Origin of the sequence: Bradyrhizobium sp. 930_D9_N1_4, from assembly GCF_052076015.1 — a bacterium.
In the GTDB taxonomy this organism is placed as follows: Bacteria; Pseudomonadota; Alphaproteobacteria; order Rhizobiales; family Xanthobacteraceae; genus Bradyrhizobium.
In genome coordinates this window covers 2,477,615-2,491,254 of sequence record NZ_CP197236.1, presented here as the reverse complement: position 1 = coordinate 2,491,254, position 13,640 = coordinate 2,477,615, and the positions used below count along the sequence as shown (strand labels likewise).

Here is a 13,640-nt window from a genome sequence, read left to right as displayed (position 1 = left end):
GTGCCATGATCGGTCTGGATGGAGTCTCGGCCCAGGCATTGTCCGACGTCATCGGTGCCATCTACGACTGCGCACTGAATCCGCAGCTTTGGGCGACCACCTGCCGCAGGATCGCCGATCTCTGCGAGAGCACCGCGGGCGGCATCTGCGTTCACGACATGCGGCATGTCCAGAATGACCAGCTGTTCGTGTTCGGGTACGAGCAGACATTCCTGGAGAAGCTCGGCGAGAACTACGCCAGGACACCGATGGCGGCCGCGGACATCGTCGCCGAGGTCGGTCATGTCAGCGCGCTCTCGATGAATGATCTCGACGAGCTGCTCGAAAGCCGGTTCTACCGGGACATTCTCCAGCCTCACGGATTGCAGGACATCATCTGGTTTCCGGCTCTGCGAACCGGCGGCCGCATGGCTTCCATGCACGCCTCCCGGACGGAGAAGGTGCAGCGCTATCAGCAGATCGACATCGATCTGTTCAAGCTGCTGTCTCCTCACGTCTGCCGCGCTCTCACCATCTCCGATGCGCTCGACCTCAGGACCTTGCGGTCGGAGATGCTGGAGCGGACATTCGACATGCTTGCCGTCGGCGTTTTCCTGACGGCGCGCGACGGCCGGGTCGTCTACATGAATGAAACGGCCGAGCGCCAGATCAAGACCGGCAACGCCGTCAGCGTCGTCGGCAACAGAATTTTTCCGACCGACGTGGCTGCGCGCGCCGCGCTGTCCGCGGCCATCGACCAGGCCTCGCGCGAGGATGTCGACATGAGCGGGCACTCGCTCGCGATTCCCGATGTCGACGGCGCCGGCTATATAGCAACGCTGCTTCCGGTCGATCGCGGCCAGCGCAGCGGCATTCTCGCCCCGTTCGCCGCGTCCGTTGCCGTGTTCATGAAGGATCCCGCCGAAGTCCCGATGATGCCGGGCGAGGCCTTTGCCCGGCTTTACAAGCTGACCGGCGGCGAACTCCGCGTGCTGATGTCGCTTGCACAGGGTCTGGGCGCGAAAGAGGCAGCCGACATGCTCGGCATCGGCGAGCCGACCGTGCGCTCTCATTTGCAGCGCATCTTCGCCAAGACGAACACGACGCGGCAGGCCGATCTGCTTCGCCTGCTGCAAAGCTCGTCGCCGCCGCTGCTGCCCGCGCAGCAGGCAGTCAGCTGATTCATCCGCCAGCCCTCGCCTGACTCCTCGCCAGCGCCCGGCGTTCGGCCGCGTGGAACTCGCCCGGAAAGCAGAAAGACACAAACATTTCGCGCAACGGCATCCGCGCATCATCGGTTCCGATGATGCGGCGATGCGGGATCACTGATTACTTCCGCGCTCAACAGAGCAACGACTCGTATCCGCGCCGACCTTTCGGGCCGAAGATCGAGACATCAGGAGATCTGCGATGTCCGCAGCCAGTGGAACGCACCGCCTCGCGACGTCAGGTGACTCAAACCAGTCCGGGGCCTGGCGCCTCGCGCCTTACGGCTTTCTGGTCGGACTGATCGTGCTGGCCGCGTACGCGCAGACACAGCCCGCCGAGATATCGATCCATCCCACTGGTCCGTTGCCTGCGGTCAACATTCCCTGATCATCGACACTGACCGTGCGCGCATCGCTTGCGTCGAACTTCCGGAGATCATCATGCGGACCCTCGCTGCTGCTGCCATCGCAGAACTCTTTGCCCGCGCATTCAGCCCGGCCGTTCTCAGGCAATTCGCGCTGTGCTGCGCGGCCGTTCTGTTCGTGTGGCTGCTGTCGCTGACCCGCGGGTTGGATCTCAGCGCCGGATTTTTCTAGTCATACAATCTGGAGCCACGGATGAGCATCATCTCGACCATGTCCGCAACGGCCTCTGAAACCTCCGAACCGGAAACGCCGGGCATCTTCGCCTTCATCATGTCGGCGCTGCACGCCTCACGGCGACGTCAGGCAAGCCGCATCATGCGCCAATGCGAGCACCTGCTCACAAACGAACGCGAACAAGATTTCGGAGCAGACAAATGATCGTTGCGAACAGGACCGCTCAAGCAAGATTGCCGGCCCGGTCGCCGGAGCGCAGTGAAATGCGCTGGCTTCTCGCCGTCGCCGCCGCATTCCTCGTCGTTCACGTCGTCGCCGTTGTGATCTGGGGACGTGCGTCGGCAGGCGAGACCACAGCGCCGGCGCAGGCGACGATATCGCCCTTGTGCGACTAGCGGCCGCTCAGCCCTTGACGACGACCGCGCGGCCGTAGGGCGGCTGTGCCGCAACCGGCGGATTGGCGGTTTGTGCCGCGAGCTCGCCGATCAGGCGGTCGGCATCGGCGGCCATGGGATCGGGCGCCTGGATCACCAGACGCTCCAGCGCCCAGCGATAGGACGAGACGCGCTGTTCGAGGCTTTGCTGCACCCACTGCACGATCAAAGAGTTCTCCTGCATGCGCGCGACCGCATCATCCCTCTCCTTCGCAGAGAGCTCGGAGACCCGCGCCATGCTGGCATTGCGCTTCCTGTCGAGATCGATGACGCGGATCGCGGAACCGAAGAACGGCTCGAAACGGGTGATGTCGTTGCGCACGTCCTCGATCAGCTGCGCATAGCGCGAGGAATGCGAGCGGTGCGGCTCGTCGATCAGCGTGCGGCCGTACATGGTGCGGTCGAACACGATCTTCTGGTGCCAGGGCGAGGGTATCGTCTTGTAGTCGCCGAACACGCTCTTCCACGCGGGCCGCGACAGCGGCGGCTCGATCATGGGATAAGCGAGATCGCGAAGCTGGCGCTCGGCGTCGGTGAGCTGGAATTGCGAGGCCTTCAGGCCGAGGCTGCCGGTGGCCTCCCTGCCCAGCCAGCTATGCATGTCGTCGCTGCGCATGTCGGCGCGGGTGCGGCCGAAATCGCCGCCGCTACAGGCGCCTAGGCTCGCGCCCATGGCTGCGAGCAGGATGGCCGTGACGAGGTTGCGAATCTGGCAGATGGCTTCCGGCATTGCAAAGGCCGGATGTCAGCGACGGCGACGACGGCGTCCCGGCGCGGTGCCCTGCTCCGGCGGTCGATCGCCGCTGGTTTCGTCGCTCTCGCGCTCGATGCGGATGACGGGGAGGATCAGAATCGTTCCCATGTCCGCGCGCGGTGTGACGTCCCCCGACGAGCCTGCCCGGCGACCGGCCGGAAATTCGATAATGGTCCCCATATCAGCTCTCTATCAATTGCCGCGCGACCCGGCGCGCTCGTGCAACATGCATTCATTAAGATCAGTTCATGGTTAACGGGGTGTAAACGCCCGTTCGGGACCGTAACCGCACGGGCGGAATGCGGCGTCCCGTTGCGGCACGACAACGCCTCAAATTGCAGGGGGAACTTCACGGCTCGTTTTCCTTAACGAGCCTTTAAAGGAAGCTGCGCTAGGCTCGGGCCGAGTATCTCTTCCAGGTCGCGTATTTCTCCATGACCAAGTCGCTGTTTCCCGGATTCGACGGGCTGATGAGCCTCTCCCGTCGCGAAGGCGTCGATGTTCGCCCGACGCTGCTGCGCGTGCTGACGGACCTCTATGTCCAGTCGCCCACCCACAGCGACGACGAGCAGCGCCAGTTCATCGCGCTGGCCACGCGGCTGATCGACCAGGTCGACGATGCCACGCGTTCCTCCGTCAAGGCGAAGCTTGCGATCTATCCGCAGACGCCTGTTCCGGTGCTCCAGAAACTCGGACTGGTCGCGGCCCAGGAAGGCCGCAGGGTTCCGCTCGCGCGCGAAATTCGCAGCGCCCCGCAAGCGTCCTCCCCGGCCCCCGAGCCGACCGAGGCCGAGCAGCGCATGGCCGCCAACATGGCGATGCAGCCGAAGGAAGCGGCCGAAATCCACGACATGTTCTTCCGCGCCGATGCGAGCCAGCGCGCGTTGATCCTGCACAATCTGGCACAGACGCCGCTGAAGGCCGCGCCGCGAATTCCGACCGTGCGCGCCAGGCGCGCGATCCAGATCCTGGAGATGGCGGCGATCGCGAACGATGTCGAGAACTTCACCTACGAGCTCGGCGACAGCCTGATCCTGCCGTCGCGCGTCGCAGCCCAGATTGTCGACGATGCCGGCGGCGAAGCGCTCGCGATCGCCGCGCGCGCGCTCGACATGCCGAGCCCGAACTTCCAGCGCATCCTGCTGTTCTTCAAGCCGGAGATCGGCAATTCGGTCGACACGGTGTACCGGCTGTCGCGGCTCTACGATCGCCTCGATGACCGCTCCGCGCTGGTCATGCTGGCGGCCTGGCGCGGCTCGACGCTCGCGGTCACGCGCGCAAAGTATCAGTCGTCGCTGCATGACGGCGAACGCCAGCGCGCGCGCAGCACGTCGAGCCAGTCCCGGCCAAGCGTACAGCCCGGCTCCGCGCCCGCGGTGCGGACGGGCACCGACGGATCGTCGGAGCACTGATCTGCTTGCTTCCGGAGACCGCGACGCTGCGTGTTGGCACGCAGCACGCCCCAAACTCGTCATTGCGAGCGCAGCGAAGCAATCCAGAGTCCCTCCACGGAAAGATTCTGGATTGCTTCGCTGCGCTCGCAATGACGGTTGGGGCTAGGTTTTCGCCAGTTCGAGGAAATGCCGCCCGGCGCGGTCCTCGGTCTCGACGATCCAGGCGTCGGGATCGAAGCGGAGTTCCTTGGTCAGACGCTCCTCGACCGCAGGCTCCGGCATCGGCTGCGGCGCCAGCGGCACGAAGAAGCGGTCGACCGGCCGGCCGTCGTCATAAGATGTCTGCGGCGCCGGCACGTAGAGCATCGCATTGCCGTCGAGCAGCGACACCTTCACGAACACCGCCCCCGCCTCCTCGGCGCCGCGACGGCGCACCGCGCCGAACACGCCCTCGGTCTGGCACCGGCGCAGATAGGCAGAAACCCAGATGTTTGATTTCAAACGCATGAGCATACGATAGGCCAGTGCCGCAATCAGCACCAGCCTTCAGGTTTCAGGCTTGATGAAACGATGACGCCTACTCGACCGGATGGCCGATCGCGGCGCCGAGCTCGCGGAGCAGACGGTCGGACACCTGCCCTGTCACCTGCATCTTGTGCTCGCGCTCGAATTTCTGGATCGCGGACTGGGTCTCGGCGCCCATCGCACCCGTGACCTTCAAATTGCCGTAGCCGTATTCGGACAGCGCGCGCTGCACGCCGGCGATGCGCTTCGCGGCCGGGCTCTGCTGGACCGGAATCGGCGCCGGCGGACGCGCAACCGCAACCGATGGCGGCGTGGACGTCGTTTGCTTGACCAGATTGGTCATCGGATCGCCCGAGCGCAAAGTTGACGCCGTGGTCTCCGCGGGCTTCTCCGGCGCCTTCTCGGCCGGCCTGGGCTCGACGCGAAACTCGGTCGCCTTCGGCTCGAGCGGCGAGGTATCGGCACCGACCGGGCGCGGACGCGGCAAGGGATTGGCCAGTGGCACGGACGACGGTGCGGGAAGATTGATCACGGTGCCGAACATCGGCGCCGGATGACGGCCGGTCTGAAGGAACAGCGCGTTGGCAACGATCGCACTGACGGCGGCAACCGCAACGAGGCCGGCCAGCGTATCCTTCGGGCTGTGCAGCAGCACGCGCATCACGAGGTTGCGCTCGGTCTCGACATCGATGACCGCGGCCTTGGCGCCACGGCGGCGCGGAGCGGCTTGGTCCTTGGCAGACTTCTTAGGCACTTTTCTTCACCAGAGCAGGTTGGTCGTGATGTTCGACGGGAGATTCCTGACGCAGCACCGGCGTCAAGGTCGCGATCTTGCTCTCCGCCGGCATTCTATCGGCAGGTTTGGCCTGCGGCGGCGTGTAGACGAGCGGCAGCTTGACGGTGACGGCGGTGCCCTCGCCCAGTCTGCTTTGTACCGTCAATTCGCCGAGATGCAACGCCACCAGACTTTTCACGATCGACAGTCCGAGGCCTGTTCCTTCGTGGCGGCGTTGATAAGTCTTGCCGGCCTGGAAGAACGGCGCGCCGATGCGCTTGAGATCGTCGGGCGCGATGCCGACGCCGGTATCTGCGATCCGCAACGTGAGCTGCGAGCCCGTCACCGCGGCCGTCACCGAGACCTGGCCGCCGCGCTCGGTGAACTTGATCGCGTTGGCGACGAGGTTGAGCACGATCTGCTTGAACGCGCGCGGATCGCCGGTCATGACCGGCAGGTCCTGAGGTGCGTCGGTGATGAGGTCGATGCCGTTCTCCCGCGCCTTCAGCGCGAGCAGATTGCAGCAATGCATCAGCGAGGCGCGCGGCGCGAACGGCTCCGACGCGATCTCGAAATTACCCGATTCCATCTTCGACATGTCGAGGATGCCGTTGACGACCGAGAGCAGATGCTGGCCGGAATCGTTGATGAGCTGGGCGTATTCCCTGCGCTGGGCCGCGCCCAGCATCAGGGTCTGCTCCTGCGCGATCATCTCGGAGAAGCCGATGATGGCATTGAGCGGCGTGCGAAGCTCGTGGCTCATGGTGGCGAGGAAACGCGTCTTGGCGGCGTCGGCCGCTTCCGCGGCACTGCGCGCCTGATCGAGCACCTGCTCGGACAGCTTGCGGTCGGTGATGTCGCGCATCACGCCGACGACCTCGGCCTCGCGCATGGGATCACGGCCGATATCCTGGTCGAGCGGGCGGCAGCGCATCTCGACCCAGATGAAATCGACCTGACTGCGCTCGGAACCGACGGGCTCCCGCCGCAGCCGGAACTCGACGCTGCGCACGTCGCCGCGCGCGGCATCCGACAAAGCGGTGAGATAGGCCGGGCGATCGGCGACATGGACGCGGTCGAACAAGCCGTGACCATGCAATTGCGCGACGGGCATTCCGAGCATGGCTTCGGCCGCCGGCGAGATGAACTGCACCGCACCGTTGCGCTGATGCCGCGAAATGACGTCGCTCATGTTGCGCGCGAGCAGGCGATAACGCTCTTCCTCGCGCGACAGCAGCGTCACGCTGGTGCGTGCGAGCGACTCGGCACCGAACGCAAGACCCGCAGCATAGAGTGTCGCAGACGCGACGCCGAACGCCATCAACACGCCGCGCTCGGTTGCGCTGGCGTCGCCAGCCGGCATCCAGCCCCAGCCGAGCTGGCCGAGAATGATCAGGATCCCGACGCAGGACAATGCGAGCAGCGACGCAAAGGCCGCGACACGGCGCGAGGCCGACAATGCGGCTTCGAGGGGAACCACGACCAGCCAGATCGCGGCAAAGGATTCGATGCCGCCGGTGGTGCCCGCAATCGCCATGATCAGGCCGGCGAGCGCCAGCGACGACAGGACATGCGCGCCTTCATAACGGCCGGTGCGCGACAGGAACCAGGACAGGAGAATGGGCGCGATCAGCCAGGCGAAAGCCGCGACCTCGATCGCGCTCGGCGCGCCACGCATGGCGAGATAGACCGGGAATGCGGCAAAGGCTGCCAGGCTGCCCAGCAGCCGCGGCGCCATGAAGGCACGATGGCGTGCTCGCGTCAGCGCGTCGTAACGCGCGGAAGGATGCAGCAGCGCATCGAGACAATCGCGGATGATACTCAAAACTGTCACGGGTCTCGCGCTTCGGCTCACTCGTCTTAGAAGACGCGCCGGAAACGCCTCCTTATCGTTGAGCCACCGTGTCAGAGCGACCTTAAACGAGTGCTAAGGCGATGCCGCCGGCCGCCGGACACCGTGTCATCGCGGAGATTTTTAAGCGATTTGGCGATGTCATCGTCGGGGATGGTGAACACAGGGTTTCACCATTTCCGGCATGGTTTCGAATTGGTGGATTTGCGATGGCGGCAGAATTACGGCCCTTGCCGTCAATCGAAAATTTACGAGACCGGGCTTTGCAAAGATTTTTCCGTAAATTTTCCGCGAATTAAGCGGAAGGCAATCACTTGCGATTTATCGACAGTTGCTAGGTCCGACGCGCTCTGCGGATATCGCCGCGGCGGGATCTAACGTACAGGTCGACAAGATGCGCTTTCTGCTCCGCATCACATTCTGGCTCGGGCTGGTGCTGGTGCTCCTGCCGCGGGACAAGACACCCGAATCGGAGAAGCTGCCGCAGATCGGTGCCGCCGACGCGGTGCAGGCTGCGACCGCGGCCGTCTCCGACGTGACCCAGTTCTGCAAGCGCCAGCCGGCGGCCTGCGAGGTCGGCGGACAGGCCGCGACCATCATCGGCCAGCGCGCCCAGGACGGCGCGAAGAAGCTCTACCAGATCATCAACGACAAGAAAGAGCAGCTCGAGAAGAGCGACAAGACCGACAAGAAAGCGCCCGACCACACCGGCTCCATCGCACTGGCCGGCGAAGGCGATGCCGCATCGAGCGAGGCGCCGCGCGACACATTGAGCCAGGACGACCTCGCGCTGGAATGGCGCGGCCCGGGCCTCGCGAATTAGCCCTCAAAACCTATCGATTTCACGGCTTTCCGTCCCTATATTGGCCCGAACAGGAAGTTTGGGCCGACATGACGACGATCGACGAAATCAGGGACAATTTCGAGCTTTTGGACGAGTGGGACGACCGCTACCGGTACGTCATCGAGCTCGGCCGGACCCTTGAACCGATGCCGGAGGCCGAGCACTCCGCCGAGAACAAGGTGAATGGCTGCGTCAGCCAGGTCTGGCTCCAGAAACTGGTCGACCGCGACGGCGGCGCGCCGATCCTGAAATATCGCGGCGACAGCGACGCGCATATCGTGCGCGGACTGGTCGCGATCGTGCTCTCGCTCTACTCGGGCCGCACGCCGCAGCAGATCCTCGATACCGACGCGATCGCGGTGTTCAACGAGTTCGGCTTTCGCGATCATCTCTCGCCGCAGCGCTCCAACGGCTTGCGCTCGATGGTCGAGCGGATCAAGACCGACGCGAAAGAGGCGCTCGCGGACGCGTCGTAGGATGGGCAAAGTGGAAGCGTGCCACCATTTGCGTGTGATTGATAGACTACGTGGGCACGGCGCTTCGCGCCTTTGCCCACCCTACGGGATCTCGCCCCGCGCTACTTCCGTTTCCGCTGCTGCTGTCCCAAGCCCATCTGCTTCGCCAGTTGCGAGCGCGCCACTGCGTAGTTCGGTGCGACCATGGGATAGTCGGCCGGCAGGCCCCATTTCTCGCGATATTGCTCCGGCGTCATGTTGTACTGGGTGCGCAGATGGCGCTTCAGCGACTTGAAGCGCTTGCCGTCTTCGAGGCACACCAGATAATCCGGCGCGATCGACTTCTTCAGCGACACCGCGGGCTTTGCCGGTTCGAGCGGCACGGCGTCAACCCGGCCCGAGGAAACGCGCACGAGCGCGCCATGCACCTGGCTGATCAGGCTCGGAATCTCGGCGGCCGGCGTCGGGTTGTTGCCAACATAGGCCGAGACGATGCTCGCCGTCAGCTCAATGAAATTCTTAGCCCCGGCATCCGACATGGGCCCGACCTTTCCTCACCTTGCGTCTCGCGGGATTGACGACGCCAAAGTATTCCGTGTCAACAATACGTTCGGCTGAAATAAGACGACTGACCAATATCGACTGGTTACTGACGGGGCGACGCGAACGACGGCGCTTGACTTGAGCCGGGCGAGCTTCAGCCGCCCCGCTGATCGAGATGGGCGCGCAGCTCGTCGATCGAGGCAAAGCGCATCATGCCCTCCGGCATCTGCGCCTCGATCGAGCCGTCCGAATAGAGCGAATAGGCCATGCCGTCGACGACACCGGATTTCAGCACGGTCACGGACGCCTGCTCGATGGCCGGCGCCGGCTCGGGTGCAGGCGGTGGGGGCGGAGCGGTTTCCGCAAAGGGCGGGCGCGGCGGCGGCGGCCGGCGCGCGGCGACCGGCGGCTCCGGTGGCCGCATGCGGTCGGGCTTCGGCCAGGCGTCGTCGAAGCTTGCAGGCTGACTATCCGGAGCGGCCGGCTCCGCGGGCTCATCATGAGGCGACACGCCGTCGGTCGACTTCGCCTCAGCACGCTCACGCTCCTTGCGGGAGGTCGAGGCGAACATCAGGTTGCGACGGCGCGGCGTGTCCGGAGCCGCTGGCGGCGGGGGGGCTTCAGGTTCCGGCGGCGGGAGCGGCGCTTCAACGCGCGGACGTTCGCGCGCGACAGCATCGTTCTGCCACGGCGGCGGGCCAGCGGCAGGCGGCGGCGGAGGTGAAGTCGGCTCGATCCTCGCGGCCGGAGCAGGTGAAGGCTCGGGCGCGCCAGGCGTCGCGAGACCTGGCAGCACGGGCCTGACGCGAACATCGGAGGGCGCGGCGGATCCGGCCAGCCTGCGGGCGATGCCCTTCAGTTCCACGACCACGACGTAGAGACCGGCCAGTAACATTCCGGAGCAGACGCCAATAGTGCCGGCGATTATGAGGGTGCTGCCGAGACTGAATTCCCTGACGGTGAAGCCAAACAGGATCGCAAGGAGGCCCGCCACGACGGCGAAAATCCCCGCAATCAACAATGCCAACGTCATCGAACTCACCCCCGGCCGCGGATCCATCCGCGACACCCGTTACGCCACGATACCGTCATACTGTGTTCCTCGCCAACGGCCAATTGTGGGCGGTGTTCCTAATGGGAAGGAAATCAGGGACTTATTCACATTCCCTTCAGCTACGGATCGGTACTTCTATGCTGCTCTCAACTGTTCGGATTTGCTGCGTCGCATCAGGAATTTAGCCATAATGCCCAATTACTTGGTAATGGAACTGCGCTATAGGGATTCCGGGGAAGTGGCCCGCGCGCACCGGCAGGGCCAAGAGGGGATTCCGGGTCACCAATAGCCATGACATCCATCACGACGTCGGCGATCGACACGCCGCTGCGGCGCTCGGTTGAACGGACTTGCGACGATCTCGCCATGCTGGTGCTGGCTGCGGTCGCCGTCATCGCAGGCTTGACCTTCCGCGACTACGGCCTCGGCTGGGACGATTACACCCACGCTGAATATGCCGACCTGCTGCTGCGCATGTTCGGTTCCGGCTTCAAGGACACCGCAGCGCTCTCCTTTGCGAATCTCTACATGTATGGCGGCGGCTTCGACATGGTCGCCGCCCTCCTGCACAAGGTCATTCCGCTCGAGCTGTTCGAGACGCGACGCCTGCTCGGCGCGATCGTCGGCGTGGTCGGCCTTGCCGTGACATGGCGCCTCGGCCGCCGCATCGGCGGCCCGCTTGCCGGCCTTGCCTCGCTCCTGCTGCTCGCACTGTGCCCGATCTTCTACGGCCACATGTTCATGAACCCGAAGGACGCGCCCTTCGCGGTCGCCATGATCATCCTGATGCTCGGCCTCGTCAGGCTCGCCGAGGAATATCCAAAGCCGTCGCCGCGCACGATCCTGATCGTCGGCCTCGGTGCGGGCCTGTCGCTCGGCTGCCGCGTGCTCGGCGGACTTGCGCTGGTCTATGCCCTGGTCGGTTTCCTGCCGCTGCTGCTGGAGGAGCTGCGCAACGAAGGTCTGCGCGAAGCGGCCCGGCGCTTCGCCCATGTCGTCTACGTGCTGCTGCCCGGCCTCGTGTTCGGCTATCTCGTGATGGGCCTGATCTGGCCGTGGTCGATCATGGAGCCCGGCAATCCCTTCGAGGCGCTGACCTACTTCTCGCATTTCTTCGAGAAGCCGTGGAAGGAGATGTTCGACGGCGCGATCGTGTCGGTGCCGGACATGCCATGGTCCTATCTGCCGACGCTGTTCGCGCTCCAGCTGCCCGAGGTGATGCTGGTGCTGATGGGCGGCGCCGTGGTCTCCACCTTCGCCATGCTGCCTCGAAACGAGGTTCCGGCGCGCCGCAAGACCATCATGCTGATGCTGACGCTGGCGGCGACCCTGCCGCTTGCGATCGCGATGGTGAAGCGGCCCGCGCTCTACAACGGCATCCGTCACTTCGTGTTCGTGATCCCGCCGATGGCAGTGCTCGGCGGCGTCGCCTTCGCCTGGGCGATGGAGCGCCTGCGCGCCAATCACCGCACCTGGCAGCCGGTCGTGCTCGCCACCTTCTGCTTCGGCCTCGCGCTTTCGCTGGCCGAGATGATCCGGCTGCATCCGTATCAATATACGCACTTCAACCACATCGCCGGCACCGTGCGCGGCGCCGACGACCGCTTCATGCTGGACTATTGGGGCCTCGCGCTGAAGCAGGCCTCCGACGATTTGCGCGAGCAGCTGGTCGAGCGCCAGGAAGTGCCGCCGGCAACCCGCAAATGGAAGGTCGCGGTGTGCGGTCCGCAGCGTCCGGCGCAGGTCGCGCTCGGGCCCGACTTCACCATCGGCTGGGATTCCAACGCGGCCGATTTCGCCATGACGCTCGGCGAGTTCTACTGCAAGGGCCTCACCGCGCCCGTGATGGTCGAGATCAAGCGCGACGACGTGGTGTTCGCCCGCGTCTACGACATCCGCGGCCGCGGCATTTCCAGCCTGCTCTCGATCCCGGCGCCGTAATAATCTTCTCTCCTGTCGCCCGGATGGCGCGAAGCGTATCCGGGGACAGCGGCCCCGCATTGCGCTGCGCTCCATGCGGGCTACGCTGGGCTGCTGCGATTTGACCGCCTTGCTGTGAACCCCGACCAAGACTAGGCTCCCGCCCCGCAACAACGATGTTTCGGAGAGACCAGCCATGTCGCCAGCGGAAGCCCGCCTGAAGGAAGTGCCGTCGAACATGACGGAGGCCGAGTGGCAGCAACGGGTCAATCTCGCCGCCTGCTATCGCCTGGTCTCGCTGTACGGCTGGGACGATCTGGTCGACACCCATATCTCCGCGCGCGTGCCCGGCCCCGAGCATCACTTCCTGATCAACCCCTACGGGCTGATGTTCGACGAGATCACGGCCTCGAGCCTGGTCAAGGTCGACTTGCACGGCAACCAGCTCAGCGAGAGCGAATACAGCATCAACCCCGCCGGCTTCACCATCCATTCGGCGATCCACGAGGCGCGCGAGGACGCGGCCTGCGTGCTGCATCTCCACACCCTCGACGGCACCGCAGTGTCGAGCAGCGCCGAGGGCCTGCTGCCGCTGAACCAGACCGCGCAGCTCGTCACCCACGACCTCGCCTATCACGACTATGAGGGCATCGCGCTCGATCATGACGAGCGGCCCCGGCTCCAGAAGGACCTCGGCGACCACAACCACATGCTGCTGCGCAATCACGGCACGCTGACTGTCGGCCGCTCGGTCGCCTCCGCCTTCGAGCGCATGTACCATCTCGAGCGCGCCTGCTCGATGCAGGTGCGCACGCGCGCGCTGGGCACGCCGGTCTATCCGGTCGAGGAGATCGCGATCGAGAAGAACACCGAGCTGCTCGCCAACCGCGACCGCGCCGAGCTGCGCGCCACCAATTTGGTGTGGCCGCCGCTGCTGCGCAAGCTCGACCGCGAGCTGCCGGGCTACCGGTCTTGAGATTTTCGAGATTTCGTGTAGGGTCGTCGCCAACACCCTCTACACGTTTCGGAATGAAACGCCGCCCAATTCCGGGCGGCGTTTTTGTTTGGGGGTGGTCGCTATCACCGTCACCCTGAGGTGCTCGCCTCTTCGGCGAGCCTCGAAGGGCGACGGCCCGGCTGCATCGGGGGCCGCGCATCCTTCGAGGCTCCCGGCGCGATGCTTTGCATCGCGCCACTCGCACCTCAGGATGACGGGAGACGCAGTGCGGTTGTTGCCAGTCTCGTAGGGTGGGCAAAGCGAAGCGTGCCCACGTCCTTTCGCAATCATTGAGATGGTGGGCAC

17 protein-coding genes are annotated in these 13,640 nt (G+C 64.9%); 10 read left to right on the top strand and 7 right to left on the bottom strand.

The window, feature by feature from the left end; genetic code table 11:
* Positions 1 to 5 precede the first annotated feature (5 nt).
* From AB7532_RS11530 to AB7532_RS11510, 5 genes are all read left to right on the top strand, one after another.
* Positions 6 to 1,160 carry a LuxR C-terminal-related transcriptional regulator gene (locus AB7532_RS11530; RefSeq protein WP_441234912.1) on the top strand — a complete coding sequence of 385 codons (1,155 nt, stop codon included), beginning with the start codon at positions 6 to 8 and terminating at the stop codon, positions 1,158 to 1,160.
* 229 nt (positions 1,161 to 1,389) lie between these two features.
* Positions 1,390 to 1,575 (top strand): hypothetical protein, encoded by a 186-nt coding sequence (locus tag AB7532_RS11525; RefSeq protein ID WP_441234911.1) that lies wholly within the window; start codon positions 1,390 to 1,392, stop codon positions 1,573 to 1,575.
* Positions 1,576 to 1,628: 53 nt separating this feature from the next.
* Complete coding sequence (locus AB7532_RS11520; RefSeq protein WP_441234910.1) at positions 1,629 to 1,784, top strand: hypothetical protein; 156 nt, start codon at positions 1,629 to 1,631, stop codon at positions 1,782 to 1,784.
* A 21-nt stretch (positions 1,785 to 1,805) separates the two neighbouring features.
* Positions 1,806 to 1,991: a hypothetical protein gene (locus tag AB7532_RS11515; RefSeq protein WP_441234909.1), complete on the top strand. Its 186-nt coding sequence runs from the start codon at positions 1,806 to 1,808 to the stop codon at positions 1,989 to 1,991.
* A gap of 59 nt (positions 1,992 to 2,050) precedes the next feature.
* Positions 2,051 to 2,182 (top strand): hypothetical protein, encoded by a 132-nt coding sequence (locus AB7532_RS11510; protein ID WP_441234908.1) that lies wholly within the window; start codon positions 2,051 to 2,053, stop codon positions 2,180 to 2,182.
* A 7-nt stretch (positions 2,183 to 2,189) separates the two neighbouring features.
* Here the strand turns inward: AB7532_RS11510 and AB7532_RS11505 are convergent, their stop codons facing one another.
* Together AB7532_RS11505 and AB7532_RS11500 are read right to left on the bottom strand one after the other, a co-directional pair.
* Positions 2,190 to 2,951, bottom strand: coding sequence for a hypothetical protein (locus tag AB7532_RS11505; protein ID WP_441234907.1), 762 nt, complete (start codon positions 2,949 to 2,951; stop codon positions 2,190 to 2,192).
* A 15-nt stretch (positions 2,952 to 2,966) separates the two neighbouring features.
* A complete protein-coding gene (locus AB7532_RS11500) occupies positions 2,967 to 3,155 on the bottom strand; it encodes a hypothetical protein (RefSeq protein ID WP_441234906.1) in 189 nt (62 codons plus the stop codon).
* Between the two features lie 254 nt (positions 3,156 to 3,409).
* On the opposite strand from AB7532_RS11500, the gene AB7532_RS11495 reads away from it, so the two are divergent.
* Positions 3,410 to 4,387, top strand: a complete 978-nt coding sequence (locus AB7532_RS11495) for a DUF2336 domain-containing protein (protein WP_441234905.1) — start codon at positions 3,410 to 3,412, stop codon at positions 4,385 to 4,387.
* Between the two features lie 144 nt (positions 4,388 to 4,531).
* Here the strand turns inward: AB7532_RS11495 and AB7532_RS11490 are convergent, their stop codons facing one another.
* The 3 genes from AB7532_RS11490 to AB7532_RS11480 all read right to left on the bottom strand — a co-directional run bounded on the left by AB7532_RS11490 (position 4,532) and on the right by AB7532_RS11480 (position 7,503).
* Positions 4,532 to 4,876: a DUF1491 family protein gene (locus AB7532_RS11490; RefSeq protein WP_441234904.1), complete on the bottom strand. Its 345-nt coding sequence runs from the start codon at positions 4,874 to 4,876 to the stop codon at positions 4,532 to 4,534.
* 70 nt (positions 4,877 to 4,946) lie between these two features.
* The gene (locus AB7532_RS11485; RefSeq protein WP_441234903.1) at positions 4,947 to 5,648 is read right to left on the bottom strand and encodes a peptidoglycan-binding protein; all 702 of its coding nucleotides are present in this window, start codon (positions 5,646 to 5,648) and stop codon (positions 4,947 to 4,949) included.
* Positions 5,641 to 7,503: an ATP-binding protein gene (locus tag AB7532_RS11480; protein WP_441234902.1), complete on the bottom strand. Its 1,863-nt coding sequence runs from the start codon at positions 7,501 to 7,503 to the stop codon at positions 5,641 to 5,643. The genes AB7532_RS11485 and AB7532_RS11480 overlap by 8 nt, the downstream gene beginning before the upstream one ends.
* 412 nt (positions 7,504 to 7,915) lie before the next feature.
* Here AB7532_RS11480 and AB7532_RS11475 point away from each other — a divergent pair, with 412 nt between their 5' ends.
* Both AB7532_RS11475 and AB7532_RS11470 read left to right on the top strand, forming a co-directional pair.
* Positions 7,916 to 8,344, top strand: a complete 429-nt coding sequence (locus AB7532_RS11475; RefSeq protein WP_441234901.1) for a DUF5330 domain-containing protein — start codon at positions 7,916 to 7,918, stop codon at positions 8,342 to 8,344.
* A gap of 68 nt (positions 8,345 to 8,412) precedes the next feature.
* Positions 8,413 to 8,841: a SufE family protein gene (locus AB7532_RS11470; protein ID WP_441234900.1), complete on the top strand. Its 429-nt coding sequence runs from the start codon at positions 8,413 to 8,415 to the stop codon at positions 8,839 to 8,841.
* 101 nt (positions 8,842 to 8,942) lie between these two features.
* Here AB7532_RS11470 and AB7532_RS11465 read toward each other — a convergent pair whose 3' ends face one another.
* The gene (locus AB7532_RS11465; protein WP_441234899.1) at positions 8,943 to 9,359 is read right to left on the bottom strand and encodes a MucR family transcriptional regulator; all 417 of its coding nucleotides are present in this window, start codon (positions 9,357 to 9,359) and stop codon (positions 8,943 to 8,945) included.
* A gap of 158 nt (positions 9,360 to 9,517) precedes the next feature.
* The gene (locus AB7532_RS11460) at positions 9,518 to 10,396 is read right to left on the bottom strand and encodes a DUF308 domain-containing protein (RefSeq protein ID WP_441234898.1); all 879 of its coding nucleotides are present in this window, start codon (positions 10,394 to 10,396) and stop codon (positions 9,518 to 9,520) included.
* A gap of 312 nt (positions 10,397 to 10,708) precedes the next feature.
* On the opposite strand from AB7532_RS11460, the gene AB7532_RS11455 reads away from it, so the two are divergent.
* Positions 10,709 to 12,358: a glycosyltransferase family 39 protein gene (locus tag AB7532_RS11455; protein ID WP_441234897.1), complete on the top strand. Its 1,650-nt coding sequence runs from the start codon at positions 10,709 to 10,711 to the stop codon at positions 12,356 to 12,358.
* 175 nt (positions 12,359 to 12,533) lie between these two features.
* The gene (locus AB7532_RS11450; RefSeq protein WP_441234896.1) at positions 12,534 to 13,313 is read left to right on the top strand and encodes a class II aldolase/adducin family protein; all 780 of its coding nucleotides are present in this window, start codon (positions 12,534 to 12,536) and stop codon (positions 13,311 to 13,313) included.
* Positions 13,314 to 13,640: the final 327 nt, after the last annotated feature.

What these genes read in the sequence shown, in the direction of transcription:
- AB7532_RS11530 (WP_441234912.1), top strand. Translation starts at nt 6, where the DNA reads ATGATCGGTCTGGATGGAGTCTCGGCCCAGGCATTGTCCGACGTCATC.
- AB7532_RS11525 (WP_441234911.1), top strand. Translation starts at nt 1,390, where the DNA reads ATGTCCGCAGCCAGTGGAACGCACCGCCTCGCGACGTCAGGTGACTCA.
- AB7532_RS11520 (WP_441234910.1), top strand. Translation starts at nt 1,629, where the DNA reads ATGCGGACCCTCGCTGCTGCTGCCATCGCAGAACTCTTTGCCCGCGCA.
- AB7532_RS11515 (WP_441234909.1), top strand. Translation starts at nt 1,806, where the DNA reads ATGAGCATCATCTCGACCATGTCCGCAACGGCCTCTGAAACCTCCGAA.
- AB7532_RS11510 (WP_441234908.1), top strand. Translation starts at nt 2,051, where the DNA reads ATGCGCTGGCTTCTCGCCGTCGCCGCCGCATTCCTCGTCGTTCACGTC.
- AB7532_RS11505 (WP_441234907.1), bottom strand. Translation starts at nt 2,951, where the DNA reads ATGCCGGAAGCCATCTGCCAGATTCGCAACCTCGTCACGGCCATCCTG.
- AB7532_RS11500 (WP_441234906.1), bottom strand. Translation starts at nt 3,155, where the DNA reads ATGGGGACCATTATCGAATTTCCGGCCGGTCGCCGGGCAGGCTCGTCG.
- AB7532_RS11495 (WP_441234905.1), top strand. Translation starts at nt 3,410, where the DNA reads ATGACCAAGTCGCTGTTTCCCGGATTCGACGGGCTGATGAGCCTCTCC.
- AB7532_RS11490 (WP_441234904.1), bottom strand. Translation starts at nt 4,876, where the DNA reads ATGCGTTTGAAATCAAACATCTGGGTTTCTGCCTATCTGCGCCGGTGC.
- AB7532_RS11475 (WP_441234901.1), top strand. Translation starts at nt 7,916, where the DNA reads ATGCGCTTTCTGCTCCGCATCACATTCTGGCTCGGGCTGGTGCTGGTG.
- AB7532_RS11470 (WP_441234900.1), top strand. Translation starts at nt 8,413, where the DNA reads ATGACGACGATCGACGAAATCAGGGACAATTTCGAGCTTTTGGACGAG.
- AB7532_RS11465 (WP_441234899.1), bottom strand. Translation starts at nt 9,359, where the DNA reads ATGTCGGATGCCGGGGCTAAGAATTTCATTGAGCTGACGGCGAGCATC.
- AB7532_RS11460 (WP_441234898.1), bottom strand. Translation starts at nt 10,396, where the DNA reads ATGACGTTGGCATTGTTGATTGCGGGGATTTTCGCCGTCGTGGCGGGC.
- AB7532_RS11455 (WP_441234897.1), top strand. Translation starts at nt 10,709, where the DNA reads ATGACATCCATCACGACGTCGGCGATCGACACGCCGCTGCGGCGCTCG.
- AB7532_RS11450 (WP_441234896.1), top strand. Translation starts at nt 12,534, where the DNA reads ATGTCGCCAGCGGAAGCCCGCCTGAAGGAAGTGCCGTCGAACATGACG.